The organism is Streptomyces sp. NPDC002851 (assembly GCF_053591935.1).
This window is the reverse complement of sequence record NZ_JBSFUT010000018.1, coordinates 60,999-87,487: the sequence shown is the minus strand read 5'-3', so window position 1 is coordinate 87,487 and position 26,489 is coordinate 60,999. Positions and strand designations below refer to the sequence as shown.

The following is a 26,489-nucleotide window of genomic DNA, read 5'->3' as shown; positions in this document are numbered from 1 at the left end:
GCCGGGCCGCGGCTCACGCCCCGAGCGTGCGGGCCAGGAGCATGCGGCGGTTGTTCGTCCCGGTCTTGGCGAACACCGATTTCAGGTGGTCCTGCACGGTGTGCTCGGAGACGGACATCCGGCGCGCCACGGTGTGGCTGTCGCCGCCCTTCGCCAGATGGCCGAGCAGTTCGCACTCCCGCGCGCTCAGGGCGAAGGCCCGGGTGAACACGGCGAGCCGCTCGGCCGGTGAGCTCTCCTCAATGGTGACCGCGATATCGCGCCGGTCCGGCGGATCCGTGTCGCCGATCCGGGCGGCCCGCAGCGTCAGCCACAGGCCCTCCGCCAGATGCACCCGGGCGCGCGGCGGGTTCGTATCGACACCCGCCTCGACGGCCAACAGCTGCGCGGCGACGTTGTAAGCGCTCGCCGGGATGGGCGAGCGACCGTCCTCGGGCGGCACGAGCAGGCTCAGGTAGGTATGCGTCTCCGGGGTCTGGGCGAGGACCCGCAGCTCGGGTGAGAGCAGCAGGACGAGCGGACCCGGGTGCGGTGCGTCGGACGGCCGTACCACGAAGGCTTCCGCCTGGCTGCGGCGCAGCGCGGTGGTCACCGGCTCGCGGATCCGGGCCAGATGGGCCGCGTCGGCACGGCTGAAGTCCCGGTCGTACCGCCACAGATCGAGAAAGCCCCAGCAGCCGAAGCGGTCCGTGAACACCGTCGAGGCGATGTCCCGTACGCCGTAATCCCGCAGCAGCTCGCGCCACACGAGGCTGCGCGAAGGACCGGGGTGGCCGCTGAGCAGGGCGACATCACGCAGTGCCGTCCAGCGATCGGCCTCGGTCAGGTACTTGAGCCGGATCAGCCGGGGCAGCTCCGGCAGGCACGGGACGTCCGCGAGCGGCGCACAGCCCACCGAGGTCTCCGGGTCGGTGAGCAGAAACGCGTACGCGTCGAACCCGATGGTGGTGCGCAGTTCGTCGAGGAGCCTAAGACGCAGGGTCCGGGAGTCGCCGCCGGTCTCGCAGAGCCGGACGACGCGCTCGTGCGACCGCGCGTACGCGGCAGGGACGGACATGAGGCGAGCGTACGTCGCGATTCCCGTGTTTCACGATTCCCGGTATGTCGCGATTCCCCACATTTCTGGGATGGGCCGCTCTGCCGACGGCTGTCCAGAGTGGAGGTGGACACCAGAGTGGGAGGGCACGTGGGAGTGCACTCCAGAGGAGGAACCATGTCCACCCTGCACATCGAGCACCCGATCACGGACTTCGCCGTGTGGAAGTCCGCGTTCGACCGGTTCGCGCCCATGCGGAAGGAAGCGGGCGTACGGCGGCACCGCATCCAGCGCCCCGTCGACGACCAGGCGTATGTGGTCGTGGACCTCGACTTCGACGCGGCTGATCAGGCCGAGCGGTTCCTCGACGTCCTCCGGACGCGGGTGTGGTCCTCGCCCGCCAACGCGCCCGCACTCGCCGGGACACCGCGCACCCGCATTCTGGAGACCGTCGAGGAGCTGTGAATCAGCCGACGGGTTCGGCCTGAGCTACGGGTACGCAGCACCGCCATGTCAGGGACGACCGCCCCGCCATGAATGGTGCTGAGCGCCGCGCACGCTACCCATGCCACGACCCCACGACCCCACGGCGCCGCGCACGCTACCCGTGCCACGACCGCCACAGCGCCGCATACGCCCCGTCCGCCGCGACCAGCTCGTCATGGCTGCCCAGCTCGCTGATCCGGCCCTCCTCGACCACCGCGATCACATCCGCGTCATGCGCGGTGTGCAGCCGGTGGGCGATCGCCACGACCGTGCGGCCGGCCAGGACCCGGGCCAGGGACCGTTCCAGATGCCGGGCCGCGCGCGGGTCGAGCAGCGAGGTCGCCTCGTCGAGGACCAGCGTGTGCGGATCCGCGAGCACGAGCCGGGCCAGGGCGATCTGCTGCGCCTGCGCCGGAGTGAGCACGAAGCCGCCGGAGCCGACCTCGGTGTCCAGGCCGTCGTCCAGGGCCCGCGCCCAGCCGTCCGCGTCGACCGCGCCGAGCGCCGCCCACAGCTCCGCGTCCTGCGCCCCGGAACGGGCGAGCAGCAGGTTGTCCCGGAGCGAGCCGACGAACACGTGGTGCTCCTGGTTCACCAGGGCCACATGCTCGCGCACCCGCTCCGCAGGCATCCGCGCCAGCTCCGCCCGGCCGAGCGTGACCGAGCCGGTGCGGGGCCGGTAGATCCCGGCGAGCAGCCGCCCGAGCGTCGACTTGCCCGCGCCGGACGGCCCCACCAGGGCGACGCGGCTGCCCGGCGCGACGTCGAGCGTCACCTTCCGTAGCACGTCCACGCCCGGCCGGTAGCCGAAGTGCACCCGCCGCGCCGACACGTCCCGGCCCTCCGGGGCCAGCGTGGCGTCGCCCGCGCCCGGCTCGATCTCCCGTACGCCTACGAGCCGGGCCATCGACACATGGGCCACTTGGAGTTCGTCGTACCAGCGGAGGATCAAGTTCATCGGGTCGACCATCATCTGCGCGATCAGCGCGCCCGCCGTCAGCTGGCCGACCCCGATCCAGCCCTGAAGGACGAAGACGCCGCCGATGAGCAGCACGGAGGCGAGGACCGTCACATGCGTGGCGTTGATGACCGGGAAGAGCATCGAGCGCAGCCACAGCGTGTACCGCTCCCAGGCCGTCCATTCCTTGACCCGCTGGTCCGAGAGCGCCACGCGGCGCGCGCCGAGGCGGTGCGCCTCCACGGTGCGGCCCGCGTCGACCGTCTCCGTGAGAGCCGCCGCCACGGCCGCGTACCCGGCGGCCTCCGAGCGGTACGCCGACGGGGCCCGCCGGAAGTACCAGCGGCAGCCCGCCACCAGGAGCGGCAGCGCGAGCAGCACCGCGGGGGCGAGCGGCGGCGCGGTCACCGTGAGGCCGCCGAGCAGCAGCACGATCCAGACCACGCCGATGGTGACCTGCGGCACCGCCTCCCGCATCACGTTCGCGAGCCGGTCGATGTCCGTGGTGATCCGGGCGAGCAGATCGCCGGTCCCGGCCCGTTCCAGGACGCCCGGCGGCAGCCCCACGGACCGTACGAGAAAGTCCTCACGCAGATCCGCGAGCATCCGCTCACCGAGCATCGCGCCGCGCAGCCGCACCAGGCGCACGAAGACCGCCTGCACCACGAGCGCCCCGGCGAACAGCGCGATGGCGCGCCCCAGTTGCAGATCGCGCGCCGCCGCGCCCCCGGCGGACGCCCGCTCCACGAGATCGCCGAGGAGCGAGGGCCCGACCATCGAGGCGGCCACGGCGACCGTGTTCACGACGATGAGCACCACGAAGGCCTTGCGGTGCCGCCGGAGCAGTTCGCGCACATACGCCCGCACCGTCGCCGCGCCGCCCACGGGCAGCTTCTCGGTGGTACGGGGGGCCGCCGGGTCGTACTCCGGCGGCGCCACGCCGATCATGCCGTCTCCTCGATCTCGACGGGGGACCCCAAGTCCCGTACTGCCTCTACTGCCTCTGCCTGTTCGGCTGGTGCAGCCTGTGTTGCCTGTTCGGCTGGTGCTGCTTGTGCTGCCTGCGCTGCTTGTGCTGCTAGTGCTGCTTGTTCGGCCTGCTCGACGTCTGTCTCGCGGGTCACGACGGACCGGTAGCGCGGGTCGGTGCGCACCAGTTCGCGATGTACGCCCACCGCCGCGACTTCGCCGCCGTGCACCAGGACGACCCGCTCGGCCCGGTCGAGGACCAGCGGCGACGACGTGAACACCACGGTCGTACGCCCCCGGCGCAGCCCCCGAAGGCCGTCCGCGATCCGCGCCTCGGTGTGCGAGTCGACCGCGGAGGTCGGCTCGTCGAGGACGAGTACCTCCGGGTCGGTCACCAGGGACCGGGCCAGGGCGAGGCGCTGGCGCTGCCCGCCGGAGAGCGACCGGCCGCGCTCGGTGATCGGCGCCACCATCGGGTCGTCGTCGAGCGCGGCCTGCGTGAGCGCGTCCAGGACATCGCCGCACTGGGCCGCGGTGAGCGCCTCTACGGCCGTGACCTTTCCGGACGCCGGTACGTCGAGCAGCTCCCGCAGCGTGCCCGACAGGAGCACCGGGTCCTTGTCCTGCACCAGGACCGCGGTGCGCGCCGCGGCCAGCGGCAGCGCGTCCAGGTCGGTGCTGCCCAGGCGTACCGACGCGGGGTGTGCCGCCCTGTCATCGAGCCCCGGATGCCCGCCGAGCCGCTCCGCGAGCCGCCCCGCCTCGTCCGGGTCGCCGCACACCACGGCCGTGAACCGCCCCTCGGGCGCGAGCAGCCCGGTGGCCGGGTCGTACAGGTCGCCGGTCGGCAGTACGTGTGTGTTGTCGGTCGGCGGTACGCGTGTGTTGTCGGTCGGCGGTACGCGTGTGTCGTCGGTCGGCGGTACGCCGCCGGGGCCGGTGCCGTCCGCGTCGGAGCTGACCACCGTGCGTTCCAGGGAGAGCACCCGCGCCGCCCGCTTGGCCGACGGCCGCGAGAAGGAGTACGCCATCGCGATCTCCTCGAAGTGCCGCAGCGGATAGGTCAGGAGCATCACCGCGCTGTACGCGGTGACGAGTTGACCGACCTCGATCCGGCCGTCCCGCACCAGCGCGAGCCCGTACCACACGATCCCGATAAGGAGCAGTCCCGGAAGCAGCACCTGCACCGCGGTGATCAGGGACCACATGCGGGCGCTGCGCACCGCCGCCCGGCGCACCTCCTGCGAGGCTCGCCGGTAGCGGGTGAGGAACAGCTCCTCGCCGCCGATGCCGCGCAGCACCCGGAGCCCGGCGACCGTGTCGGAGGCCAGCTCGGTGGCGCGGCCCGCCTTCGTGCGTTGGACGTCGGCGAGCCGGGTGGCCCGCGGAAGCAGCGGCAGCACGCCGAGTGCGACGAGCGGAACGCCGACCGCCACCACCAGGCCCAGGTCCGGCTGGTACACGAACAGCGCGACGCACATCACGACGACCGTGAGGGCCGCCGCCGTGAACCGGGAGACCGTCTCCACGAACCAGCCGATCTTCTCCACGTCGCCGGTGGACACCGCCACCACCTCGCCCGCGGCGACCCGTCGGGTCAGCGCGGCGCCCAAGTGGGCGGTCCTGCGGGCGAGCAACTGCTGCACCCGGGCCGCGGCCGTGATCCAGTTGGTGACCGCGGAGCGGTGCAGCATCGTGTCGCCGAGGGCGGTGGACGCACCCGCCAGGGCGAGCAGCGCGCCCGCGAGCGCGAGCCGTCCGCCGGAGCGGTCCACCACGGCCTGCACGGCGAAGCCCACGCCGTACGGCAGCGCCATCACGGAGGTGAAGTGCAGCAGACCCCAGGCCAACGACTTGAACTGGCCCGCCAGTTGGTTCCGCCAGAGCCACCACAGAAAGCGCGGTCCTGACCGGGCGTCGGGCACACCCGGATCGGTATACGGAAGGTCACTGATCTGCATGACGTCCCAGAGGTCTGCGCGCGTCATCGGGCGCGGCTGAGCGGACGGGGAAACCGTGCAAGGCTGACGCCCGGCGAGGTTCCCCGGCAAATGATTTTCCGCCGCGATGCAAAGAACCAGTCATTCCGCCCGTTTGTTCCCGACCCGGGGGTTCGGGTCAGGTACGCCGGGTGTCACCATGGCTCGTATGCACATATCCGGTACGGTGCGGTCCGCCTTGGCGGCGGCGGTCTGTCTTGCCGCCCTGACGTCCTGTGGCCTTGCGGGGGGCGGAAGTTCGGGTGGTTCCGACCGGGCGCGCGCGGACAACCGGCCCGCCGCGCCGACCCGCACCGAGCGGCCCACCACGGATCCCAGGCGACTTCCGGGCGTCGGGGACCGCCTCCACAGCCGTATACCGGACAAGACGCGACAGGCCGTCCTCGTCACCGGCGAGGGACCGGACTCCGGCGAGTCCGAACTCGCCCTCTACACACAGCGCGACGGACGGTGGCACCGGGACCGCGCCTGGCCCGCGCACAACGGCAAGAAGGGCTGGACCACCGACCACCGCGAGGGCGACAAGCGCACTCCTGTCGGCGTGTTCACGCTCAGCGACGCGGGCGGGGTGCTTCCCGACCCCGGCACCCGGCTCCCGTACACCGAGTCGCCCGCGTTCCAAGCGTCGCGCACCTGGCCCAAGGCGTACTGGGACGACTTCGACCTGATCATCGCTATCGACTACAACCGTGCCAAGGGCACCCCGCCCAACGACCCGACCCGGCCCCTGGGCCAGTCCAAGGGCGGCTACATCTGGCTGCACCTGGACCACGGCAGCGGTACGTCGGGCTGTGTGAGCATTCCCAAGCCGGCGATGGAGTACCTGCTCAAGCGGCTCGACCCGCAGCAGCACCCGGTGATCGTGATGGGCGACAAGGACCACCTGGCCGCGACCTGACGGGCGCCGCGCGGCGCGGCCACCCGCCTCTCGGAGCACGCCTCTGCCGCGACGCGCCGCACGCTTGCTGCGTACCTCAATGTTCGCCCAGGTCGCCGTGGCCCTGGTGTCCGGAGTCCTGGTCGGAAAGCTGTGGCCCGACGTGGGCACGGCCGTCCAGCGGCGCCTCGATCTACCTCCTCATCCCCGCCGGAGCGGTCGCGCTGCTGCTCGGCGTGGACCGGATCATGGACGCCATGCGCGTGGCCACCAACCTGCTCGGCAACTGCATCACCGTGTTCGTGGTCTCCCGCTGGGAGGGCGCGCTCGACACCGACAAGGCGCACAAGGCCATCTCCGGCGAGCTCGCCTTCGTACCGGAACAGGCCGAGGAGCCGAGGAGCCGAGGACCACGCTGGTCACGGAGAACTCCCCGGCCATCGAAGAGCCGGTCAAGGAGCGCGTACCCCGGGTGAGTTGACCGGAGCGGGGCCCGGTCCGTCCCCCGACAGTGGCGGACCGGACCCCGCACCGTCTCACCCCTCCGGCTTCTCCGAGTCCACTCCGGGGCGCGACTTCTTCCACAGGCCGCGCGTGAAGTCGGGTACCTCCTGCGGCGCGCCGTTCGCCTTGATGGAGGCGTGGCTCAGCGGCACCGGCGCCGTCCACGTCACCGCGTCGTACACGTCGAAGTCCGGGACCAGGCCGAGCCGCATGCACTGCATCAGGCGGAACAGCATGATGTAGTCCATGCCGCCGTGCCCGCCGGGCGGGTTGGAGTGCTCCTTCCACAGCCAGTGGTCCCAGTCCGCGAACTCCGCGAAGTCGTGCCACTTGTCGTCCGTGTGCCCCGGCTCCAGATAGATCCGCGGCTCGTAGTCCTCGAAGACGCCCTTGGTGCCGCCGAGGCTGTTGATGCGCGAGTACGGATGCGGTGTGGAGACATCGTGCTCGAGCCGGATGACCCGGCCCTTCGCGGTCTGTACGAGGCTGATCGTCCGGTCCGACTCGATGTACGTCTCTTTCCAACTCGGGTCGCCCGGCGGCATGTTCGCCTTCCGGTACTCGGCCAGGCCGAGCGCCGGGGTGCCGAAGCTGGAGATATGCGTGACCCGGTCGCCGCGGTTGACGTCCATGTAGTTGGCGGTCGGACCGAAGCCGTGGTTCGGGTAGAGATCGCCGCGCAGCCGCGTGTGCCAGAGCCGCCGCCACGGCCCCTCGTAATAGTCCGGGTCGAACATCAGCCCGCGCAGATCGTGGTTGTACGCGCCCGCGGCGTGCAGCAGTTCGCCGAAGAGGCCGCCGTGCGCCATCCGCAGGACCCGCATTTCGTTCTTGCCGTAGCAGCAGTTCTCCAGCTGCATACAGTGCCGCCGGGTCCGCTCGGACAGATCGACGAGCTCCCACAGCTCCTCGAGCTCCATCGCGATGGGACACTCCACGCCGACGTGCTTGCCGTTCAGCATCGCCGACTTGGCCATCTCGACGTGCCAGTCCCAGGGCGTGGCGACGTACACGAAGTCCAGATCCGTGCGCTTGCAGAGGTTCTCGAAGTCGTGATCGCCCTTGGTGTACGTCGCCGGGGCGGGCTGGCCCGCGTCCGTCACCTTCTTCGCGGCCGCGGCCACCTTGTCCTTCACCGGGTCGCACAGCGCGACCACCTTGACCTGCGGCAGCGCGAGAAACAGGTCGAGCATGCCCACGACCTCACCGCCGCCGCGGTTGCCGAGCCCGATGATCCCGACGCGCACCGTGGACCGCTCCTCGAACGGCACCCCGATCATGGTCTCGCCCTGCCGGGGCGGTGCCTCCGCCTCCGCCTTCGCCTTCGCCGCGGTCGCCTCGCCCGCCGCTTCCCGCGCTTGAGCGGTGCCGGCGGCGAACGTCCCGATCCCGAGGCCCGCCCCGGCTATGGAGGCGGTACGGAGCACGGATCTGCGCGAGAAACCGGTGGAGTCCTGGTCGGAGTCCTGGCCGGAGTCCTGGCGAGGGTGGTCGTCGGGGGCCGTGTGCTCGGGGTCGGGCGTCACGTTCTCGTCGTGCATGGGACCTCCGTACGCGTCTGCGGTGCGTGGGTGGTGCAACGGCGGGAGCCACCCTTACGGCGCGATCACCGGGATGCAAGAGACGGAAGTGGCCAGGGACTTGGACTTCTCGACGGCGGGGACCGGGGCGCGGACTTCAGCTTCGGGAAGGGGCGGGACCGGGGAAAAGACCTACGCGCCGCACCCCCGCGTAGCCCGCTCCAGCTCCATGAGCACCGAGTAGTACGCCCGCCCCGTCGCCCGCTCCATCCCCACCTCGCACATCCGGTTCGCCGACAGATGCGCGTCGTACGCCCGCGACATGACCTCAGCGGCCTCATGTGCCGTGGCCGACTCGGTCAGTTCCTTGTGCAGCATGCCGCGGTCCCCGGCGAAGCCGCAGCACGCCTCGGAGTCGGGCGTGACCACCTCGTCCGCGCAGGCCTCGGCGACGGCACGCAGCTGGTCCGCGTCGCCGAGGTGGCGCATCGAGCAGGTGGTGTGCAGCACGGCGGAGCCGATCCGGTGCTCCACCGGCAGATGCGGAAGCAACTCCTCCGCCGCCCAGACGAGCGAGTCCACGACGGTCAGCTCGGCGTGCAACTCCCGGTTCTCGTCGGTGAGATACGGCACCACCTCGTGCGCGATGCCGAGCGTGCACGACGAGGCGTCCACCACCAGGGGCAGCCGCCCGCCGGCCGTCCAGCCCCAGGCGGCCTCGACGATACGGTTCGCCATCACCGCGTTCCCGGACTCGTACCCCTTGGAGTGCCAGATCGTCGCGCAGCAGGTGCCGCCCACATCCGACGGGATCCACACGGGCTTCCCGGCCCGCGCCGAAACCGCCACCACCGCCTGGGCGAGGGACGGATCCCCGCTCCCTTCGGGCCCGCCGAAGACGCGGTTCACACACGCCGGGTAGTACACGGCGCTCGCGCCCGTACGGGAGGTGCGCGGCAGCTTCCGGCGCGCCGCACCGGGGATCCCGGGCAGCCACTCCGGCACCAGATCGGGGCGTACGGCCTTGCGGGCGGCGCGGGTCACCGCCGTCAGGACCCGGTCGTCCAGCTTGTCGGCGACCGCCACCGCTAGGCGCGCCCCGGCCTCGAGGAAGCGGAAGTTCCGCGCGGCGAGCGCTGCCACTCGCTCCTCGCGCCGCGAGTGCCGGGCGTGCCGGAAGTCCTTCATCATCAGGCCGGTGTCGATCCCGACCGGGCAGGCCAGCTTGCACGTCGAGTCCCCGGCGCAGGTGTCCACGGCGTCATAGCCGTACGCCTCAAGGAGCCCCAGCTCGACCGGGGAGCCGTCGGTCTGCCGCATCATCTCGCGGCGCAGCACGATGCGTTGGCGCGGCGAGGTGGTCAAGTCATGGCTGGGGCAGGTGGGTTCGCAGAAGCCGCACTCGATGCACGGGTCGGCGACCGCCTCGACCTTCGGGATGGTCTTCAGGCCGCGCAGGTGCGCCCGCGGGTCGCGGTCCAGGACGATCCGCGGCGCGAGCACCCCGTCCGGGTCGATGACCTGCTTGATCCGCCACATCAGAGCGGTGGCCCTCGGGCCCCACTCCAGCTCGAGGAACGGCGCGATGTTCCGCCCGGTGGCGTGCTCGGCCTTGAGCGAGCCGTCGAACCGCTCCACCGTCAGGCGGCAGAACTCGTCCATGAACGCGGCATAGCGCGCCACGTCCTCCGGCTTGCCCGCGTCGAAGGCGAGCAGGAAGTGCAGATTGCCGTGCGCCGCGTGCCCCGCCACGGCGGCGTCGAAGCCGTGCTCGGTCTGCAGCTCCAGGAGCGCCGAGCAGGCCTCGGCGAGCTTGGCGGGCGGCACCGCGAAGTCCTCGGTGATCAGTGTGGTGCCCGACGGCCGCGAGCCGCCGACCGCCGTCACGAACGCCTTCCGCGCCTTCCAGTAGCCCGCGATCGTGCCCGGGTCACGGGTGAACTCATTGGTCACCGAGTCGACGGGCCGCACGAGTTCGAGCCCTTCGAGGGCGCGCGCGGCCGCCGCTTCGTACGCCTCCTGCCCCGCCTCGTCCGGCGCCCGGAACTCCACGAGCAGCGCCGTCGTGTCCTTGGGCAGCCGCGCCCAATCCCGCGGTACGCCCTGCACGCGGACCGAGGCCCGCAGCGTATTGCCGTCCATCAGCTCGACGGCGAGCGCGCCCGCCTCGTTGAACAGCGGCACCGCCGCCGCGGCCGCAGGCAGCGACGGGAAGAACAGCAGCGCCGACGACACCTTCCGGTCGAGCGGCAGCGTGTCGAAGACGGTCTCCGCGATGAACCCGAACGTGCCCTCGGACCCCACCATCAGGCCACGCAGGATCTCCACCGGTGTCGACCCGTCGAGGAAGGCGTCCAGGCGGTAGCCGTTGGTGTTCTTGATCTCGTACTTGGCCCGGATCCGCGCCACCAGCTGCGGATCCGCCTCGATCTCCCGCTTCAGCGCCAACAGGCCCTCACAGAGCGCCGGTTCGGCGTGCGCCAACTGCTCGTCGGCGTCCGGCTCCGCGGTGTCGACCACCGTTCCCGTCGGCAGGACGAAGGTCAGCGAGGCCAGGGTGCGGTACGAGTTGCGGGTGGTGCCCGCCGTCATGCCCGAGGCGTTGTTCGCCACCACGCCGCCGAGCGTGCAGGCGATCGCGCTGGCCGGATCCGGGCCGAGCACCCGGCCGTACCGGGCGAGCGTGGTGTTGGCGCGCACCACGGTGGTGCCCGGCGCGATCCGCGCCCGCGCGCCGCCGCCGAGGACCTCGATACCGGCCCAGTGCCTGCGCACGTCGACGAGGATGTCCTCGCCCTGCGCCTGCCCGTTGAGACTCGTACCGGCCGCGCGGAACACCACCTCGCGGCCCTTGCCATGCGCGTACGACAGGACCGCCGAGACGTCGTCGATGTCCTCGGCGACCACCACGACCTGCGGCACGAACCGGTAAGGGCTGGCGTCCGAGGCGTACTTCACCAGGTCCGAGACCTTCCACAGCACCTTGTCCGCACCGAGCAGCGCGATGAGGTCGCTCTTCAGCGGCTCCGGCGTGCCCCCGGCGCGCTGGTCCCGAACCCGGTCGGGTGACGGCCCGTGTTCCCGCGCGCCGGGACGGAGTGCCATGGGGTCCGGCTCGAGCAGCGGCATCGCACTCTCCTCGGTGTCGTGTACGGCGCTGTGGTGTACGGCTACCTCAGCACCGCGGGTACGGCCAGGGCCTGTGTCAGCACCGCCCGTACAGCCAGGGCCTGTGTCAGGACCGCCCGGGGTCGTCCATCAGGGCGGAGAGCAGACCGCCCAGTACCTCACGCTGCTCGGCGGTCAACGGAGCCAGGATGTCCTCCGCGGCCGCCCGCCGCGCGCTGCGCAGCGCCCGCAAGGTGTTGCGGCCCCCGTCGGTGAGCTCGATCCGGATCACCCGGCGGTTGTCCGGGTCCGGCGCCCGGCGTACGCAGTCGGCCGCCTCCAGGGCGTCCACCAGCGTCGTCACCGCGCGCGGCACCACCTCCAGGCGGTGCGCCAGGTCGGCCATGCGCGGCGGCTCGGGGAAGTGGGCCAGGGTGCGCAGCAACCGGCCTTGGGCGGGCGTGATGCCGATCGGCTCCAGATGGCGCTTCTGGATCCGGTGCAGCCTGCGGGTGAGCCGGAGCAGCTGCTCGGCGAGCAGGCCGTCGGCGTCGGCGGTGGGGGAGCCTGTGGTGGCCGGGGTCATGCCTCGGAGCCTAGCAGGACAAAGCTCATTGTGAATATAGGTAACAATGAGCTATGCTCCTCGGAGTCATCGTTCACGCCCGTCGGTCATCGTCTGCCCCCGCGGTCAGGAGGCCCATGCACCCCGAAGACTCCACCTGGACGCCCCCGCCCCCTGATCCGGAGCAACCCCGCCAACTCCGCCGCATCCTCCGGCTCTTCCGCCCCTATCGCGGCCGCCTCGCCTTTGTCGGGCTGCTCGTCGCCGCCGCATCGCTCGTCTCGGTGGCCACGCCCTTCCTGTTGAAGGAGATCCTGGACACCGCGATCCCGGAGCGGCGCACGGGCCTGCTCACGCTGCTCGCCCTCGGCATGATCCTCGCCGCCGTGGTCACCAGCGTCTTCGGCGTCCTCCAGACCCTGATCTCGACCACGGTCGGGCAGCGCGTGATGCACGACCTGCGCACCGCGGTCTACGGCCGCCTCCAGCGGATGTCGCTCGCCTTCTTCACCAGGACGCGTACGGGAGAGGTCCAGTCGCGCATCGCCAACGACATCGGCGGCATGCAGGCGACGGTCACCTCGACGGCCACGTCCCTGGTCTCCAACCTCACGAGCGTCGTCGCCACCATCGTCGCCATGCTCGCGCTCGACTGGCGCCTGACCGTCGTCTCGCTGCTCCTGCTGCCGATATTCGTCTGGATCAGCCGCCGGGTCGGCCGCGAGCGCAGGAAGATCGCCACACAGCGCCAGAAGCAGATGGCCGCCATGGCCGCCACCGTCACCGAGTCCCTCTCGGTCAGCGGCATCCTGCTCGGCCGCACGATGGGCCGCGCCGACTCGCTCACCAAGTCCTTCGCCGACGAGTCCGAGCGCCTCATCGACCTGGAGGTCCGCTCCAACATGGCGGGCCGCTGGCGCATGGCCGTCATCGGCATCGTCATGGCCGCCATGCCCGCCTTCCTCTACTGGGCCGCGGGCCTCGCCCTGAACCTGGGCGGCCCCGAGATCTCCCTCGGCACCTTGGTGGCCTTCGTCTCGCTGCAGCAGGGCCTGTTCCGGCCGACCGTCAGCCTGCTCTCGACGGGCGTCCAGATCCAGACGTCCCTCGCGCTCTTCCAGCGCATCTTCGAGTACCTCGACCTGCCCATCGACATCAGCGAGCCCGAGAAGCCGACCCGTCCGGACCGGGTGAAGGGTCAAGTCCGGTTCGAGAACGTGGAGTTCCGGTACGACGCGGTGCCGCCCCCCTCCCTGGCTGCGTCCGCGTCTGAGTCCGCGCCCGCGGCCGTGTCCCTGGGCAAGGGCAAGGGCAAGGGCGAGAGCGAGGGTGTGCGGGCCGGCGTGGGCGGGGGAGTGGACGCGGCTTCCGGCAGCGACACCGACACCGACCCCGCATCGGTGGTTGCGGTGGCCCCGGTCCTCGACGGCATCGACCTCGAGGTCCCCGCGGGCGGCAGCCTCGCCATCGTCGGACCGACCGGCTCCGGCAAGTCGACGCTCAGCTATCTGGTGCCACGCCTGTACGACGTGACGGGCGGCCGGGTCACGCTCGACGGCGTCGACGTGCGCGACCTGGACTTCGACACCCTCGCCCGCGCGGTCGGGGTCGTCTCGCAGGAGACGTATCTCTTCCACGCCTCGGTCGCCGACAACCTGCGCTTCGCCAAGTCCGACGCCACCGACGAGGAACTGCACGCCGCCGCCCGCGCCGCCCAGATCCACGACCACATCGCGGCCCTGCCCGACGGGTACGACACGGTCGTCGGCGAACGCGGCCACCGCTTCTCCGGCGGCGAGAAGCAGCGCCTGGCCATCGCCCGCACCATCCTGCGCGACCCGCCCGTGCTCATCCTCGACGAGGCGACCAGCGCGCTCGACAACCGCACCGAACACGCGGTGCAGCAAGCCATCGACGCCCTCTCCGCCGACCGCACCACCATCACCATCGCCCACCGGCTCTCCACCGTCCGCGGCGCCGACGAAATCGTGGTCCTCGACGCGGGCCGCATCGCCGAACGGGGCACGCACGAGGAACTGATGGACCGCGACGGACGCTACGCGGCGCTGGTCCGCAGAGACGCCCGGCTCGAACCCGCGAACTGACGTTCCGGGGCATCGCAGCCGTGCAGCAGCCGTGCACGCGTGCCCTGCTCCGGAATGAAGGTGAGCCCGATATACCCGAAATGGGGTGGCCTTCCGGTTACCGTGCCCGCATGGTGAACAACAGCCCCCGCCAAGGCAAGATCAGGCTCACCCGCCGTGGGAAGGTGGCGCTGATCGTGACCGGAGCCGTCGTGATCGGGGCCGCGGTCGCCGTACCGCTGCTGCTCCTGCGGGACGACGGCGCCAAGCGGCCCGAGGCGCTGCTCATCCCCGAGGGCTGGCGCTCCGGTCAGGTGTACGCGGCCGTGGACAAGGCCCTCAAAGTGGCGCCGGGCACCACGAGGCAGGCCGCCCAGAAGGCGGGCCTGAAGCTGCCCGACGAGGCGTCCGGCAACCCGGAGGGCTACTTCTTCCCGGCGACGTATCCGATCGAAGGTCGGCGGACTCCGGCCTCGATGCTCTCGTACATGGTCGAGACCGCGAACAAGAAGCTCGCCGCGGACCACATCACCGCGGGCGCGAAGAAGAACGCGGTCTCGGTGTACCAGACCCTCACGATCGCGAGCATCGTGCAGGCCGAGGCGGAGGCCAAGGAGGACATGGGAAAGGTGGCCCGGGTCGTCTACAACCGGCTCGACCGCGGCATGCCGCTACAGATGGACTCCACCCTCAACTACGCCCTGAAGCGCTCCACTCTGGACACCGGGACCGCGGACACCAAGATCAACAGCCCGTACAACACCTACGAGCGCACCGGCCTCCCGCCGACCCCCATCTCCAACCCCGGCGAGGACGCCCTCAAGGCCGCGGTCGATCCACCGCCCGGCGACTGGGTCTACTTCGTCACCGTCAAGCCCGGCGACACCCGCTTCACGGCCGACTACGCGGAACAGCAGCGCAACGTGGAGGAGTTCAACAGGCTACGCGAACAGAAGAAGGCAAGCCCGACGGACGTGTGAGGCGACTGTGACGAGGCGGGAGTTTGACGACAGGACCTAGGTGCAGCCCCTTAAGACACCAACTCCCGCCGCTCCCCGAGAAACTGCCGCTCCCCGAGAAGCTGACGTATGTCCCGGACGGCGGCCCTCCCCGCCCGATTCGCCCCGATCGTGCTGGCCGAAGGCCCGTACCCGACGAGATGGACCCGGGGGTCGCGCACCGCACGCGTCCCGTCGAGCCGGATGCCACCCCCGGGCTCGCGCAGCCGCAACGGCGCGAGGTGGTCGGTCACCGGCCGGAACCCGGTGGCCCAGAGAATCACCTCGGCCTCGACCCGCCGACCGTCGTCCCACTCCACCCCGTCCGGCGTGATCCGGTCGAACATCGGCAGCCGGTCGAGCGTGCCGTCCGCGCGCCCCCGCCGCACGGCCTCCGTCAGGGGTAGCCCGGTCACGGAGACGACGCTTCTCGGCGGAAGTCCGCGCCGCACCCGCTCCTCCACGAGGGCCACGGCCGCCCGCCCCTGCTCCTCGCCGAACCGGCTCTCCCGGAACTCCGGTTCGCGCCGGGTCACCCAGGTCGTGGTGGCGGCGAACGGCGCGATCTCGAGCAGCTGCTGCACCCCGGACGTGCCCCCGCCCACCACGACGACCCGCTGCCCGGCGAACTCCTCGGGCCCCGGGTACTGCGCGGTGTGCAACTGCCGCCCGCGGAAGGTCTCCTGGCCCGGATAGCGGGGCCAGAACGGCCGGTCCCAGGTGCCGGTCGCGCTGATCACGGCCCGCGCGGCGTACGTACCCTCGGAACTCTCGACGAGCAGCCGCCCGCCCTCACCCTCGCGCACGGCACGCACGGCCCGCACGTTGACAGGTCGGTGCACGCGCAGCCCGAACTCCCGCTCGTAAGCGGCGAAGTACTCCCCGATCACCTCGGACGAGGGCCGCTCCGGATCCGCACCGGTCAGCTCCATCCCCGGCAGGCTGTGCATGCCGTGCACTTTGCCATACGTCAGTGAGGGCCACCGGAACTGCCAGGCGCCCCCGGGACGGGGCGCGTGATCGAGGACCACGAAGTCCCGGTCCGGCACGAACCCGGTCCGCCGCAGATGGTAGGCGGCGGAAAGCCCGGCCTGCCCGGCCCCGACAACGACGACGTCGAGGTGGGTCACACCATCGACACCCTCGGATCCCTTGGATACCCCGGCTTCTCGCACCCCAAAATAGTTCACACTTCTACTAACTCGCGAGGGTCCAAGGATCTTCCCGTGGGGATCGTCGGCAGGGCCGCCAGGGCCGCCAGGGCCGCCAGGGCCGGCAGGGTCGGCCGGGCGACCCGGGGGCCCCGGGGCCCCCGGGGCCCCGCCCCGGACCCTAGGCCACGCCACCCCCGGCCCGGATGTTCGCCCCGGTCACCCAGCGCCCGTCGGGCCCGGCCAGGAACGCCACCACGTCCGCGATGTCCGACGGCTCGCCGAGGCGGCGCAGCGGCGTCAGTTCGGCGACCGTCTTCAGAGCTTCGGGAGGGTTGGTGCCACGCAGCAGATCCGTATCGGTGGCCCCGGGCGACACGGTGTTCACGGTGATCCCGCGCGGCCCGAGCTCCTGCGCCGCCACGAGGGTCAGCTGCTCGACGGCGCCTTTGCTCGCGGCATACGGCGCATTGCCGGGCGCGGGCCGCACGGTGTTGAGCGAAGAGATATTGACGATCCGCCCGCCGTCCCGCATCCGGCGCGCCGCGTGCCGCACGGTCACGAAGGCCGACATGGCGTTGACCCGCATGACCCGCTCGAACGTCCCGTCATCGATCTCGGCGAGCGGCGCGGGCGTGAACCCGAGCGCGGCGTTGTTCACCAGCACATCAAGCCCACCCAGAAGCTCCTCACCCTCGTCCATGACCCGCTGCGCCGCCCCCTCTTCGACCAGATCCGCCCGGAGGGCCCAGACCTGCCCGCCACCGGCCCGCACGCCCCGGACCACTTCGCTGGCGGCATCGGCATTGCGGCCATAACTGAACACCACCCGTGCCCCGTCCCGCGCGAGCCGCTCGACAATCGCCCGCCCGATCCCCCGCGACCCGCCCGTGACGACGGCCGCTTTACCCTCAAGCACTCCCATAACCCCTCCCGAACCCCTCCCGGACGAGCCACCCACCGAGGACCATGGACCCGACCATGGACCCGACCAAGGACCACGGAGCGGAAATTACGTCCTAAGCCTCTGCGACGATGCCCCCATGCCCCATGCATTCAGCACCCGTGTCCTCCAGGTGATCACCGGCCGTTCGGAAACGGTCCACGACCTCACCCACGACTGCGAGTCCTTCGTCCGCGACGTCTCCGCAGGCCGCGACGGCCTCCTGAACCTCTTCGTGCCGCACGCCACGGCGGGCATCGCCATCCTGGAAACCGGCGCAGGCAGCGACGACGACCTGCTTGCCACTCTCCACACCCTCCTCCCCGCCGACAACCACTGGCACCACGCCCACGGCACCTTGGGCCACGGCCGCGACCACGTACTCCCGGCCCTGATCCCACCCCACGCGACCCTGCCGGTCGTCGGCGGAAGCCTGGAACTGGGGACCTGGCAGTCGGTGTGCTTGGTGGACACGAACGTCGACAACCCCGACCGTCAGGTGCGGTTGAGCTTCCTGGGCTGACCGAGATCGTCTTCCTGGGGGTGGCCGCCATTTCTCCGTACCCTGCGAGCTCGATACGGAGCGACCTTGAGCGGTACGGACCTGGAAATGATCGAACGGCCCTCGGCCCTACGACGGATGCGGGAAGTGCCTGCTCGGCGTGCGTCGTCTGTCGCGTGTAAAGGCGGCCACGTCGTCCCCGGAACGCCAGCGCAGCGACGTCCTTGCGGCCGCCGCCTCGATGGGCGCCCACATCATCGGCTGGTCCGACGACTGGGAGGTCCCCGGGGCGACGGACCCCATGACCCGCCCGCAACTTGGCCCCTGGCTGCGCGGCGAGAGGGGTCCGCACGACGGCCTGGTGGCCGCGGCGGTCGACCGGCTCGGCCGTCACGTCGTCGACTGCCTCAACACCGGCTACAAGATGCGCGCCTGGTAGACGGTCGCCTCCAAACCGCAGCGGCGGCAGTCCTCGACGTGGTCGGCGACCCGGCGGGCGGTCAGTTCGTCGGTCTCTCCGTCCAGGTACGCCTGCAGGACCTTGGTCACCCGCATGCGGTTCAGCTCGCTGGGCTCCGCCCAGCGGCGCCGCGTTCACGAACGCGCACACGGACGAGATGCGGTGCCGACGTGATCGGGACCGCGCCGCCAGTGGCGGGACTTGAACCCACGACCTCTTCGTCCCGAATGAGGTTCGGCTGCCTGGCGGCACTCTGGGCTTCCACGGAGTACCGGGGGTCGTTCGTTATCGGAGGGGGCGGCGACCGGTGCGCTGGGACCAGCGGACGGCGACGACACCCAGCGCAGCCACAAGGACCACGATGCCGATGATCAACAAGTAGCCCAATCCCTCCGCCACCACTCCGATGATTCCCAGCACGACGGCGACCAGAACGAGAAACAACAAGAGGGCCATGACGCGTACGCCTCCCTTGGGTGGCTGAGCGCGGGCGGTCTAGCGGCGCGCGAGCTGCCGCTCGCCGCCTGCGCCCGTCTGATAGGGCATGTCGTAGTGCTGGAAGATCGCTTCCTCTGCTTCGGCGGGCAGGATGTCGTCCATGCCGACCGAGGGCGCCTTTTTCACCAGCGACTTGGTGTGGGACACCTTGACGTAGCCGGGCCCGAGGATTGCCTCGTCGAGGGGTACGAAGGCCAGGTGGTGGCGGGTGGGGAGTCCGGTGCGGACCGTGGCCATGGCCGGTTCGTCGGTGGTGGTGTCGGCGTAGACCGCTTCGAGTACGCCGATCTTGTGGCCCTTCGGGTCGACGACGCTGCGCTTGCGCCACTCGCGGATATCGGCTGCATGGATCATGGCCTGCCTCCTGAGCCGTTGATCAGGGCCGGTGCGAGCCGCCCCCTGCGAACAGTCGCCGCCCACTGAGCTCGGTAGCCCTTTGTTCTTCCAGGTTAATCCGGGCGCGCATCTCTGCGTCGTGCCCTCGCGCGGCAGGGGGCCGTGGCCTCGCTGATCGCTGACCGCTGATCGCGACGGTGAACATGGCTGCTTTCCTTGGCTCTCGGTTCGCACGGTGATCTGCTTCATTTCCCTCAATTCCTGTCTGTCCATTGAGTGTTGAGGTCGGCCGGGTGGTGCCCACTCGACGTGGGCACCACCCGGGGCACATGTGGTCAGCGCCTGAAAGCGCCCTTGGCCTTGTCGCCGGCCCGCTTCAGGCTTCCGGAGACCCGGTCGGTCCTGCCTTCGCGCTGCAGTCCCCGATTGCGGGTGGTCCGGCCGATGCGTTCGGTGATCCGGCCCTTGAATTCCTGTGTCTTGTGCTTGATCGTCTGTCCGATGCTCATGACTGTCCTCTGTGTGTCGGTTGGAGGGGTTCCCGGACGTGATCGCCGTACAGGCCGTCGTTCCCGCGGGGTGAGATGGGGCGCGGAGTGGATTACCTGCGGCCGCGGCTGTACCGGCGGCGGCCACCGCTGCGCCCGCGCATGGCGAAGCCGACGATCCAGAGGACCAGCAGGACGGCCGCGACCCACCACAGGATCTGCGTCGTGAAGCCGAACCCGAAGACCACCAGGATCAGCAGAAGGAGAAGAATCCAGAACATTGCCGGGCCTCCAGATCGCGGGGGTTTCCTTGATTCCGCGGGGTCTGGGCGAAGCGGGAAGGTGGAATGCTGCGGCCGAATGATCCGGAGTGGCATAGCCCTACGCCGTGCTGCCAGTCAACGCCCGGCAACGTCCCTTGTCAACGCAGTGTCGACACCGAGGAGTTCTGGGGGCTGGGCAGGGGCCGCTGGGGTGAACGGAGCCTCGGCGAGGGCTTCGACCGGCTCGGCCGGCGGCGTCGGCAGGATGCGGTCCTCCCACCAGGACAGGCCCAGCACGGTGGCGAGCAGGACGAAGGGGGTCGAAGCGGGAACGATCAGCGCGTACATGTGTACCGCCTGGTGTGGGATGCGCGCGACGCGGCGGACAGCAGATCGGTGCCCGCTCGGGGGCGCATCGGGTGCGCCGGGATCGCGTGACGACGGGCGCGTGCGGGAACGGCCTCGCTCGTGACGCGGCGGGTTCCGGCACCGATGCGCAGGGTGCGCCCTCTGAGGGAGCGCGTTGGCGGTGCGACGCTGCCGGGGGCAGGGGCGGCACGTCCCACGCTAGCCCTGGCAGCAGTTCCCCGACAGGTGTCAAGTAGCCATCCATGCCGGGCAGGGCGTGCTGACGTCGCCCGGTATACGCAACCTTCGGGGAGTACTACGCTGTGGGGTGAGGCCCCAGTCCCCGGTATCGACGCTGTGTCACGCTCCCGGGGAGGCCCTTCGTGTTCGTCCTGCTTCTCGTCCTCATCGCGGCCCTGTTCGGCCTCGGCTTCCTCAATCCCATCTGGTGGGTGGTGGCCGCGGCGGCACTGGTCTACGGCCTCACCCACCACGGCCTTGATCGTGGCGGAGGCTGGAGCCGTAGCGGCAGTTCCGATCTCGGGGACTACCGGGACTACCGGGAGCGCCGGGATCGTCGGGAACGCTGGGACCGCCGCTACAGCCGTCAGAACCGGGCGCGTTGGCGGCGCGAGGACCGTCGGGACCACGAACACCGCAGGTGACCCGTGGAGTGGGCCGGCAGCCACCGGCTCCGGGACGGCTCCAGCCAGGCAAGGACGTCGAGATCGTCAAGGGGTGCATGCCATGCAACGCACAACCGTGATCCAACAGGACTGGTGGGATCTGCGGACCGAGGCCACGTGGGGGAACGCACCTGCGGGAGAGGACGTCGTCGCGCTGCGCGCCGAGAACGATCAGCTGCGGCGGGCGCAGGCGGGCCGTGCGGTCATCGACCAGGCCAGCGGCATGGTGATGGTCCTGACCCCCTGCCGCCGCGGGTCGGCCAGGACCCTGCTGGTGGATGTCTCACGGCAGTGCGACGCCGGACTTCCGGAGGTGGCCGCGGCCCTGGTCGCCGCCTGGGAGGGCAAGCCGCTCCCGGAGCGGATGCAACGGGCGCTGGGTCGTACGCTGCGGCGATTTCACGCGGAAAACCAGGGGTGCGCCTCACGGCCCTCAGGCCAGTCGTCCAGGCAGGGAGAGGTCATGATTCACGCAGCCGACGTCCGAGAATGGCGCAACCGCGATGTCGTCGACACCGAGTCGCACAAGATCGGTGTCCTGGAGGCGGTCTATGTGGACACCACCACCGATGAGCCGGCCATGGCCACGGTACGGACCGGACTGCCCACCCGGCACCGTCTGGTCTTCGTACCTCTCGATGATGCGGTCGCCGGGCCGGAGTATCTCAGGGTCGGCTATGTCAGAACGTTGGTGAAGCAGGCCCCTTCGATCGGCACCGACGACGTCCTGCCCGCAGAGCAGGAGGAAGCGATCTTCAAGCACTACGGACTGGCCTACAAGCCCGGTGCGGCCGGAGAACGGCAACTGGCGCGCCGCTGACCACCTATGGACGGCTGTGCCTTCGGCGGGGCTCGCGGCTCTGCTGGCCGAGGTCGTCGAACTGCGCGCCAGAAGCGAGCAGTTGGGGTGGGCGCTGGCGAGCCGTGTGCTGGTCGACCAGGCACGCGGCATGGTGATGGCCCTGACGCCGTATTCCAACGACCGGGCCTGGGACCTCCTGGTGGACGTGTCGCAGCACTGCAACATCAAGCTCCGTGACGTGGCCGCGGCTCTGGTCGCCACGACGAAGGACCGGACGCTCCCGGAACCGATACAGCGGGAGCTGCATCGAGCACTGAGGCGCCTCCATGCGGCGGACCGGAGATGACGGCGCACGTGCCCAGCGGACGGCACCGGGAGCTGTCAGCTCAACTCTCCGGTGCCTTCGTCCAGGACGGCCGTCGGACGCGTCTGTTGTGTAGCCCGCCTCGTGGATCTCAAACACCGGTCGTGCGGTTCCTTGCCCGTAGGCGGCCCGTGGGAGCAGGAGGTACGGCTGGGCGAGGGGGCGCTGGAGAGCTTCACCGCGGTGTCCCTGGACGCCGTACCCGGCCGTTCCGAGCACAGCTACCCACTGACCGACACTCTCGGTGGCACGGAGCCCGGCTTCGACGTGATCGTCAACCGTGAGCCGCTCCGCTCGCTGCTGCGGGCGCTGCCCGAACGCCAACGGCAGATCCTCTACATGAGGTTCTTCTGCGAGATGACGCAGGATCGCATCGCCCGGCAGCTCGGTCTCTCGCAGATGCACGTCTCCCGTCTGAATCATCCGCACCTGTGCGCGCCTGCGCGACCAGGTGATGGCCGAGGCCCACGATCGCATCGAGCAGGAGTTGGACCAAGACCAACACCGAGCTGACGCGAGCGATCCACGTCATGACCGGAACTGGGGCGGCTCCACCGTCGTCTGATCGAGGACGGCGCAGAGCAGTCACGGTCCCCCGCCGGGGCGTGGGTCAGGACCCCAGCCCGGTGAGGGGTTCGGAGTCGTCGATGAAGGCGCGGGCCACGTCGGCCAGGCGCCGGTTGTGGGAGCGGGCGTGGCCGCGCAGCGCGCTGAACGCCTGTTCCATGTCGATGCCCTGGCGTTCGGCGAGTTTCCCCTTGGCCTGTTCGATCAGCACCCGGCTGTTCAGCGCCGTCTGCAGCTGTTCGTTGAGCACCGTGCTGCGGTGGGCGGTGCGTTGTTGCAGCAGGCTGATGGTGGCGACGTCGGCCAGCGCCTGGGCGATGAGTGTGGCGGGCGGGTTGAAGGGGCCGGGCGCGGCGCGGAAAAGGTTCAGAGCGCCCACGGTCTCGTCCCGCAGGCGCATGGGCAGGGCCTGGACGGCCCCGAATCCGCTGCGGTGGGCCGCCGCCGCGAAGCGCGGCCAGCGGGCGGTCATCGTACCGAGGTCGGGGACGATCACCGGTGCGCCGGTGCGGAAGCACTCGAGGCAGGGGCCGTCGTCGTTCTGGAGCTGGAAGAGTTCCAGCAGGCGTACCTGTTCGTCGGAGGCGGCCATGACGCGGAGTTTGCCGTCCCGGTCGGCGAGCAGGACCCCGGCGGCGCTCGCGTCGAGCATGCCGACGCAGCGGTCGGTCAGCAGGCGCAGGAAGTCGATGAGGTCGAAGTCGGCGACCAGATTGTCGGCCAGCTCGACGAAGGTCTTGGCCAGAAGCTGTTGGTCCATCGTGGGCACCCTTGATTGAGACTAGTCCCTGCTTGAAGGGGCGGGAAGTACGGCACGTTTCTCGGTCGGCACCGATTGCGTCAGGTTTCCTCCTCGGCCTGGTCCGGCTCCGCGTCCGGGGAGAAACGGAGCCGACGGGCCACCACGTCCGCGGCCACGTCGGCGAGCCGGCGCCCCTGCGCATAGGCGTAGGCGCGGAGCCGGACGAAGGCTTCTTCGATGCCGACGCCGAGCTGGACGGTCAGGATGCCGCTGGCCTGGTCGATCTCCGCCCGGTACGCGCCCAGGTCCTCGACGGGGCCACCGCGCGGCCCGCCCGACTCGTCGATTCGTGCGGCGAGCAGCACCAGAGTCGCGAGATCGGCGAACGCCAACGCGTCCGCCAGTTCCTCTCCGTTCAACCGGACCGGAACGTGGGCGTACAGGTCCAGAACTCCCGGGCTGATCGCCCCCATCTGCAGAGGGAGCGCGAACACCGCGCGTGCCCCGGCTTCCAGGGCCGCCTCGGCGAACACCATCCAACGGTCCTGCAGGTCACGGGTGAGCAGATCGGGTGTCAGTACGGCCGAGCCGTGCAGGAAGGCGTCCACGCAGGGCCCCTCGCCCAGCGTGAGCTGGAGCTCTTCCAGTTGCTTGCTGATGTCGTCGGTGCTGCACAGCGGGTGGCTCGCCCCGGTCCGGGACATTGCCGACAGCCCGGCCCCGCCGACCGGCAGCGCGGCCACGGCCGCGGTGCACACGTCCACCACACCGACCCGGGCACCTCGTCGGGCCGCCTGCTCGGCCACCAGCATCCGAATGCGGGTCGACCGGCTGTCAGGGCCCACCCGGGCCACCGCCTCCAGGCGTCGTGACAAGGTCCTCCAGCCTCGCCGTGGTGCGTTCCCCGAGGGGAAGTACCAGCGCGCGGAACGTGGTGGCGCCCGTCGGCCTGCGTAGCTCTCCGATGTCCAGCCACCCCCAGGAGCGGAGGGCAGCGAGGGCTGGGCGATCGGCCAGGTCCACCAAGGTGGCGCCGAGCGATGCTTGATGGTCGGTCAGCAGCCGCTCCTGCACACGACGGGCGAGGCCCCGGTCCTGCGGGTGCGGCCGGATCAGGATGTCACCCAACGCGAAGACCTTGCTGGACACCGTGAGTTGCTCGATGCTGCGCGGCAATGCTCCGTCGAGGCCGGACCACCAGGAGCCGTCGCCGCGTACCGGGAATCCGAAGGCGCATCCCATCAGTCCGTCCATCTCGGCGATCACCATGCCGAATCCCGGTCGGCGCATGTCCGTGGTGAGACGGGTCAGGAAGTTCTGGCGGCTGGGACGGCGGTATGGATCAGCCGGCGCCGTTGCGCGGGACTCCACGTACAGATCCGCCAGATCCTCACGCAGGTCCTCCACCAGCCAACGGTTCAGCCGACGCAGCCGCGCCGGAGCCATGGCGGAGGGCTCGCCGTCCCCCGGCTTCCGTGGCTGTCCCCGCCCGGGTTCGGCCGTCATCGCACATCACCCGAGAGGACAGGCACCAACTGGACAGACCCGTGCGGCGGGGCTGGGGCGGGCGCGGCCGGGGTGTCACCGAGAGGAGGTGGCAGGAGGCCGAACGGCGGGCCGAGGAGGAGGAATCCGCAGCCGGTGAGGTCGAGAATCCGAGCCAGCGTCGGCGACGGATGGTGCAGTCGCAGGGTCCCGCCGACCACGGTGGTCTGTTGCGCAGCGTGGCGGAATGCGGTGAGTCCGCTGCAGTCGCAGAAGGTGACGGGGGTGAGGTCGACGTCGATGGTGCGGATACCGTCCCGCAGGCACCGTTCCAGGGACACGCGCACCAACGGCGCGGATGCGAGGTCGATTTCACCGGCCAGGGTGATCAGCGCCCGTGTCCTTCGGTCATGGCGGTGGACGGTGAGCTGTGGCAAGGGCATGATGCCTCGGTTCGGAAGACCATCCGGCAGCGGGCACGGTGGGCCGGAGTTCCGGCCCTGTGGGCGCGCTCCCGGCAGGGGCGTATTTTCGGCGGAGGCAGAGCAACGGCCGGTCGGACAGCCTGCGCAGCAGGACAGAAGACCCACCCAGTTCCCTCCAGGGATGCGCCGGGTGACAGACGAAGAGTCCGCACCCCGCAGCCATCTGCGTTCAGCAACAGCATGCCGCCGGGGTCTGGGACGTCTACACAGCAGCGTAGTCCCCGCGTCGTTCGATGGGAGGCTCGAAGCTGCCCGATCCCAGGATGTGGACGGTGCAAAAGCGCGGTGGCTCGCGCATGCCCGAGGATCGCAGGCGGCGGCCATGAGCCGTGCAGCGGCTGCCGCACCGGTCTCCGGGGGGATGGTCAGCAGGTCCCAGCGCCCTACGTGGTAGGAGAGCAAGAGGAGTTGGTGCGGGTCCTGCTCGGCGCGGAACCAACTCACTTTGACCACATGGCCGTTGACGGGGACCTTGCGCGGTACGGCTGGCCAGTACGTCGGGTTGACCGTGACGCGCGTGATGCGGCCCCACAGCGGGTCCAACAGGTCGGTCAGAGCGGGAAGTTCACGAGTGAGGTCCCGGGAGCGTGGCCACGTCATAGTGTCGACCTGTCCCCGGACCTGTCGTGCCCGGCCCGGTGCTGTCGAACCGAGAGAGATGCCGACATGGAAGCCGACCGGGAAATACCCCCAACAACTACCGACCGTACTCCTGCGGTAGCCCCGACCACGACTGCCTGACCGTTCCCTTCTGAGCAGGCCGCGCTTGTCCGGAGGAACAGCGGCCACGAGTAGGCCGGCAGTGTCGAGGGCTCTGCGTGCACGGGCCCGGACACCCGTGTCGTTCTCGGCGAGTCACCGGACCGGCCCTGCCCGGGGCGAGGTCACACCATGACCGCGAACACACTTTGCTGAAGAAGCAACCCACCAACGCTCATACGTTGAACGAGGGTTGGCCGATGGCCGAGCGGGACCCGCAGCGACTGCTGCCGCGCCCCGGAGCGAGCGGTGTGTCATGACCGTCGACCCCACGCCTCCCGTGATGCTGCTGGCGGACACCCAGGCCCATCAGGCGGTCCCCGGGGTGGCCGTACTGAGGATGGAGACGACACCCCGCCGTGACGGGACCTTCGACGGCGCGTGGTGGCCGCGATCCCGGGACCTCGAAACCCAGCTGCCCGGCTTGATCCGCGCGCTGACCGAACGCCTTGGCCCCTTCGCTCGCATCGGCTGCTACCGGGATCACCTCCGCTTGAGGGACGTC

Annotated in this window: 28 protein-coding genes and 4 pseudogenes; 13 read left to right on the top strand and 19 right to left on the bottom strand. The window is 70.5% G+C overall.

The annotated features are described in order from the left end of the window. Window positions 1-13 precede the first annotated feature (13 nt). Complete coding sequence (locus tag ACWD10_RS20465) at window positions 14-1,057, bottom strand: helix-turn-helix transcriptional regulator (RefSeq protein ID WP_451092882.1); 1,044 nt, start codon at window positions 1,055-1,057, stop codon at window positions 14-16. 156 nt (window positions 1,058-1,213) lie between these two features. On the opposite strand from ACWD10_RS20465, the gene ACWD10_RS20460 reads away from it, so the two are divergent. Then, window positions 1,214-1,501, top strand: a complete 288-nt coding sequence (locus tag ACWD10_RS20460) for a hypothetical protein (protein WP_451092880.1) — start codon at window positions 1,214-1,216, stop codon at window positions 1,499-1,501. A gap of 136 nt (window positions 1,502-1,637) precedes the next feature. Here ACWD10_RS20460 and ACWD10_RS20455 read toward each other — a convergent pair whose 3' ends face one another. Further along, complete coding sequence (locus ACWD10_RS20455; protein ID WP_451092878.1) at window positions 1,638-3,428, bottom strand: ABC transporter ATP-binding protein; 1,791 nt, start codon at window positions 3,426-3,428, stop codon at window positions 1,638-1,640. Continuing rightward, on the bottom strand, window positions 3,425-5,410 hold the full coding sequence (locus ACWD10_RS20450; RefSeq protein ID WP_451093021.1) for an ABC transporter transmembrane domain-containing protein: 1,986 nt from the start codon (window positions 5,408-5,410) through the stop codon (window positions 3,425-3,427). Before ACWD10_RS20450 ends, ACWD10_RS20455 begins: the two co-directional genes overlap by 4 nt. Window positions 5,411-5,597: 187 nt before the next feature. Between ACWD10_RS20450 and ACWD10_RS20445 the strand changes: the two genes are divergently transcribed. Together ACWD10_RS20445 and ACWD10_RS20440 are read left to right on the top strand one after the other, a co-directional pair. After that, entirely contained in the window at window positions 5,598-6,347 is a 750-nt protein-coding gene (locus ACWD10_RS20445) for a L,D-transpeptidase family protein (RefSeq protein ID WP_451092876.1), read from the top strand. Between the two features lie 134 nt (window positions 6,348-6,481). Next, a pseudogene (locus ACWD10_RS20440) lies at window positions 6,482-6,802 on the top strand (C4-dicarboxylate transporter DctA); the annotation flags it as partial. A gap of 60 nt (window positions 6,803-6,862) precedes the next feature. Here the strand turns inward: ACWD10_RS20440 and ACWD10_RS20435 are convergent. The 3 genes from ACWD10_RS20435 to ACWD10_RS20425 all read right to left on the bottom strand — a co-directional run bounded on the left by ACWD10_RS20435 (window position 6,863) and on the right by ACWD10_RS20425 (window position 12,044). Further along, entirely contained in the window at window positions 6,863-8,371 is a 1,509-nt protein-coding gene (locus tag ACWD10_RS20435; protein ID WP_451092874.1) for a Gfo/Idh/MocA family protein, read from the bottom strand. Window positions 8,372-8,542: 171 nt separating this feature from the next. After that, window positions 8,543-11,479: an FAD-binding and (Fe-S)-binding domain-containing protein gene (locus ACWD10_RS20430; RefSeq protein ID WP_451092872.1), complete on the bottom strand. Its 2,937-nt coding sequence runs from the start codon at window positions 11,477-11,479 to the stop codon at window positions 8,543-8,545. A 106-nt stretch (window positions 11,480-11,585) separates the two neighbouring features. After that, window positions 11,586-12,044 carry a MarR family winged helix-turn-helix transcriptional regulator gene (locus ACWD10_RS20425; protein WP_451092870.1) on the bottom strand — a complete coding sequence of 153 codons (459 nt, stop codon included), beginning with the start codon at window positions 12,042-12,044 and terminating at the stop codon, window positions 11,586-11,588. Window positions 12,045-12,160: 116 nt separating this feature from the next. Here ACWD10_RS20425 and ACWD10_RS20420 point away from each other — a divergent pair, with 116 nt between their 5' ends. Then, window positions 12,161-14,128 carry an ABC transporter ATP-binding protein gene (locus tag ACWD10_RS20420; RefSeq protein WP_451092868.1) on the top strand — a complete coding sequence of 656 codons (1,968 nt, stop codon included), beginning with the start codon at window positions 12,161-12,163 and terminating at the stop codon, window positions 14,126-14,128. Window positions 14,129-14,238: 110 nt separating this feature from the next. After that, entirely contained in the window at window positions 14,239-15,087 is an 849-nt protein-coding gene (gene mltG, locus ACWD10_RS20415; protein WP_451092866.1) for an endolytic transglycosylase MltG, read from the top strand. A gap of 50 nt (window positions 15,088-15,137) precedes the next feature. Here the strand turns inward: mltG and ACWD10_RS20410 are convergent, their stop codons facing one another. Together ACWD10_RS20410 and ACWD10_RS20405 are read right to left on the bottom strand one after the other, a co-directional pair. Then, a complete protein-coding gene (locus ACWD10_RS20410; RefSeq protein WP_451092864.1) occupies window positions 15,138-16,235 on the bottom strand; it encodes an NAD(P)-binding domain-containing protein in 1,098 nt (365 codons plus the stop codon). 202 nt (window positions 16,236-16,437) lie between these two features. Then, window positions 16,438-17,181 (bottom strand): SDR family NAD(P)-dependent oxidoreductase, encoded by a 744-nt coding sequence (locus ACWD10_RS20405; RefSeq protein WP_451092862.1) that lies wholly within the window; start codon window positions 17,179-17,181, stop codon window positions 16,438-16,440. Between the two features lie 118 nt (window positions 17,182-17,299). Between ACWD10_RS20405 and ACWD10_RS20400 the strand changes: the two genes are divergently transcribed. Further along, the gene (locus ACWD10_RS20400) at window positions 17,300-17,722 is read left to right on the top strand and encodes a secondary thiamine-phosphate synthase enzyme YjbQ (protein ID WP_451092860.1); all 423 of its coding nucleotides are present in this window, start codon (window positions 17,300-17,302) and stop codon (window positions 17,720-17,722) included. Between the two features lie 139 nt (window positions 17,723-17,861). Next, on the top strand, window positions 17,862-18,140 hold the full coding sequence (locus tag ACWD10_RS20395; RefSeq protein WP_451092858.1) for a recombinase family protein: 279 nt from the start codon (window positions 17,862-17,864) through the stop codon (window positions 18,138-18,140). On the opposite strand, the gene ACWD10_RS20390 is transcribed toward ACWD10_RS20395, so the two are convergent. The 6 genes from ACWD10_RS20390 to ACWD10_RS20365 all read right to left on the bottom strand — a co-directional run bounded on the left by ACWD10_RS20390 (window position 18,119) and on the right by ACWD10_RS20365 (window position 20,094). Further along, complete coding sequence (locus ACWD10_RS20390) at window positions 18,119-18,256, bottom strand: zf-HC2 domain-containing protein (RefSeq protein WP_451092856.1); 138 nt, start codon at window positions 18,254-18,256, stop codon at window positions 18,119-18,121. The genes ACWD10_RS20395 and ACWD10_RS20390 overlap by 22 nt on opposite strands. A 190-nt stretch (window positions 18,257-18,446) precedes the next feature. Next, entirely contained in the window at window positions 18,447-18,617 is a 171-nt protein-coding gene (locus ACWD10_RS20385; RefSeq protein ID WP_451092854.1) for a hypothetical protein, read from the bottom strand. 39 nt (window positions 18,618-18,656) lie between these two features. Continuing rightward, entirely contained in the window at window positions 18,657-19,013 is a 357-nt protein-coding gene (locus ACWD10_RS20380) for a PRC-barrel domain-containing protein (RefSeq protein WP_451092852.1), read from the bottom strand. 317 nt (window positions 19,014-19,330) lie between these two features. Then, a complete protein-coding gene (locus ACWD10_RS20375) occupies window positions 19,331-19,504 on the bottom strand; it encodes a CsbD family protein (RefSeq protein WP_451092850.1) in 174 nt (57 codons plus the stop codon). Between the two features lie 92 nt (window positions 19,505-19,596). Next, entirely contained in the window at window positions 19,597-19,764 is a 168-nt protein-coding gene (locus ACWD10_RS20370) for a hydrophobic protein (RefSeq protein WP_451092848.1), read from the bottom strand. A gap of 117 nt (window positions 19,765-19,881) precedes the next feature. Further along, complete coding sequence (locus tag ACWD10_RS20365) at window positions 19,882-20,094, bottom strand: hypothetical protein (protein WP_451092846.1); 213 nt, start codon at window positions 20,092-20,094, stop codon at window positions 19,882-19,884. A 383-nt stretch (window positions 20,095-20,477) separates the two neighbouring features. On the opposite strand from ACWD10_RS20365, the gene ACWD10_RS20360 reads away from it, so the two are divergent. The 5 genes and pseudogenes from ACWD10_RS20360 to ACWD10_RS20340 all read left to right on the top strand — a co-directional run bounded on the left by ACWD10_RS20360 (window position 20,478) and on the right by ACWD10_RS20340 (window position 22,459). Then, entirely contained in the window at window positions 20,478-20,759 is a 282-nt protein-coding gene (locus ACWD10_RS20360) for a hypothetical protein (RefSeq protein WP_451092844.1), read from the top strand. An 82-nt stretch (window positions 20,760-20,841) separates the two neighbouring features. Then, window positions 20,842-21,051: pseudogene (locus ACWD10_RS20355) on the top strand (ANTAR domain-containing protein); the annotation flags it as partial. A gap of 192 nt (window positions 21,052-21,243) precedes the next feature. Next, window positions 21,244-21,600 (top strand): PRC-barrel domain-containing protein, encoded by a 357-nt coding sequence (locus ACWD10_RS20350; RefSeq protein WP_451093019.1) that lies wholly within the window; start codon window positions 21,244-21,246, stop codon window positions 21,598-21,600. Window positions 21,601-21,616: 16 nt separating this feature from the next. Continuing rightward, window positions 21,617-21,928, top strand: a complete 312-nt coding sequence (locus tag ACWD10_RS20345) for an ANTAR domain-containing protein (protein ID WP_451092842.1) — start codon at window positions 21,617-21,619, stop codon at window positions 21,926-21,928. A gap of 51 nt (window positions 21,929-21,979) precedes the next feature. Further along, window positions 21,980-22,459 carry a sigma factor-like helix-turn-helix DNA-binding protein gene (locus ACWD10_RS20340; RefSeq protein WP_451092840.1) on the top strand — a complete coding sequence of 160 codons (480 nt, stop codon included), beginning with the start codon at window positions 21,980-21,982 and terminating at the stop codon, window positions 22,457-22,459. Window positions 22,460-22,556: 97 nt separating this feature from the next. On the opposite strand, the gene ACWD10_RS20335 is transcribed toward ACWD10_RS20340, so the two are convergent. The 5 genes and pseudogenes from ACWD10_RS20335 to ACWD10_RS20315 all read right to left on the bottom strand — a co-directional run. Then, window positions 22,557-23,273, bottom strand: a complete 717-nt coding sequence (locus ACWD10_RS20335) for a GAF and ANTAR domain-containing protein (protein ID WP_451092838.1) — start codon at window positions 23,271-23,273, stop codon at window positions 22,557-22,559. An 80-nt stretch (window positions 23,274-23,353) separates the two neighbouring features. Then, on the bottom strand, window positions 23,354-24,130 hold the full coding sequence (locus ACWD10_RS20330) for an ANTAR domain-containing protein (RefSeq protein ID WP_451092836.1): 777 nt from the start codon (window positions 24,128-24,130) through the stop codon (window positions 23,354-23,356). Next, window positions 24,090-24,761 (bottom strand): hypothetical protein, encoded by a 672-nt coding sequence (locus tag ACWD10_RS20325; RefSeq protein WP_451092834.1) that lies wholly within the window; start codon window positions 24,759-24,761, stop codon window positions 24,090-24,092. Before ACWD10_RS20325 ends, ACWD10_RS20330 begins: the two co-directional genes overlap by 41 nt. Further along, complete coding sequence (locus tag ACWD10_RS20320; protein ID WP_451093017.1) at window positions 24,758-25,183, bottom strand: STAS domain-containing protein; 426 nt, start codon at window positions 25,181-25,183, stop codon at window positions 24,758-24,760. Before ACWD10_RS20320 ends, ACWD10_RS20325 begins: the two co-directional genes overlap by 4 nt. Before the next feature lie 345 nt (window positions 25,184-25,528). Next, a pseudogene (locus ACWD10_RS20315) lies at window positions 25,529-25,825 on the bottom strand (DUF5994 family protein); the annotation flags it as partial. 415 nt (window positions 25,826-26,240) lie between these two features. Between ACWD10_RS20315 and ACWD10_RS20310 the strand changes: the two are divergent. After that, window positions 26,241-26,411, top strand: a pseudogene (locus ACWD10_RS20310) (DUF5994 family protein); the annotation flags it as partial. Window positions 26,412-26,489 lie beyond the last annotated feature (78 nt).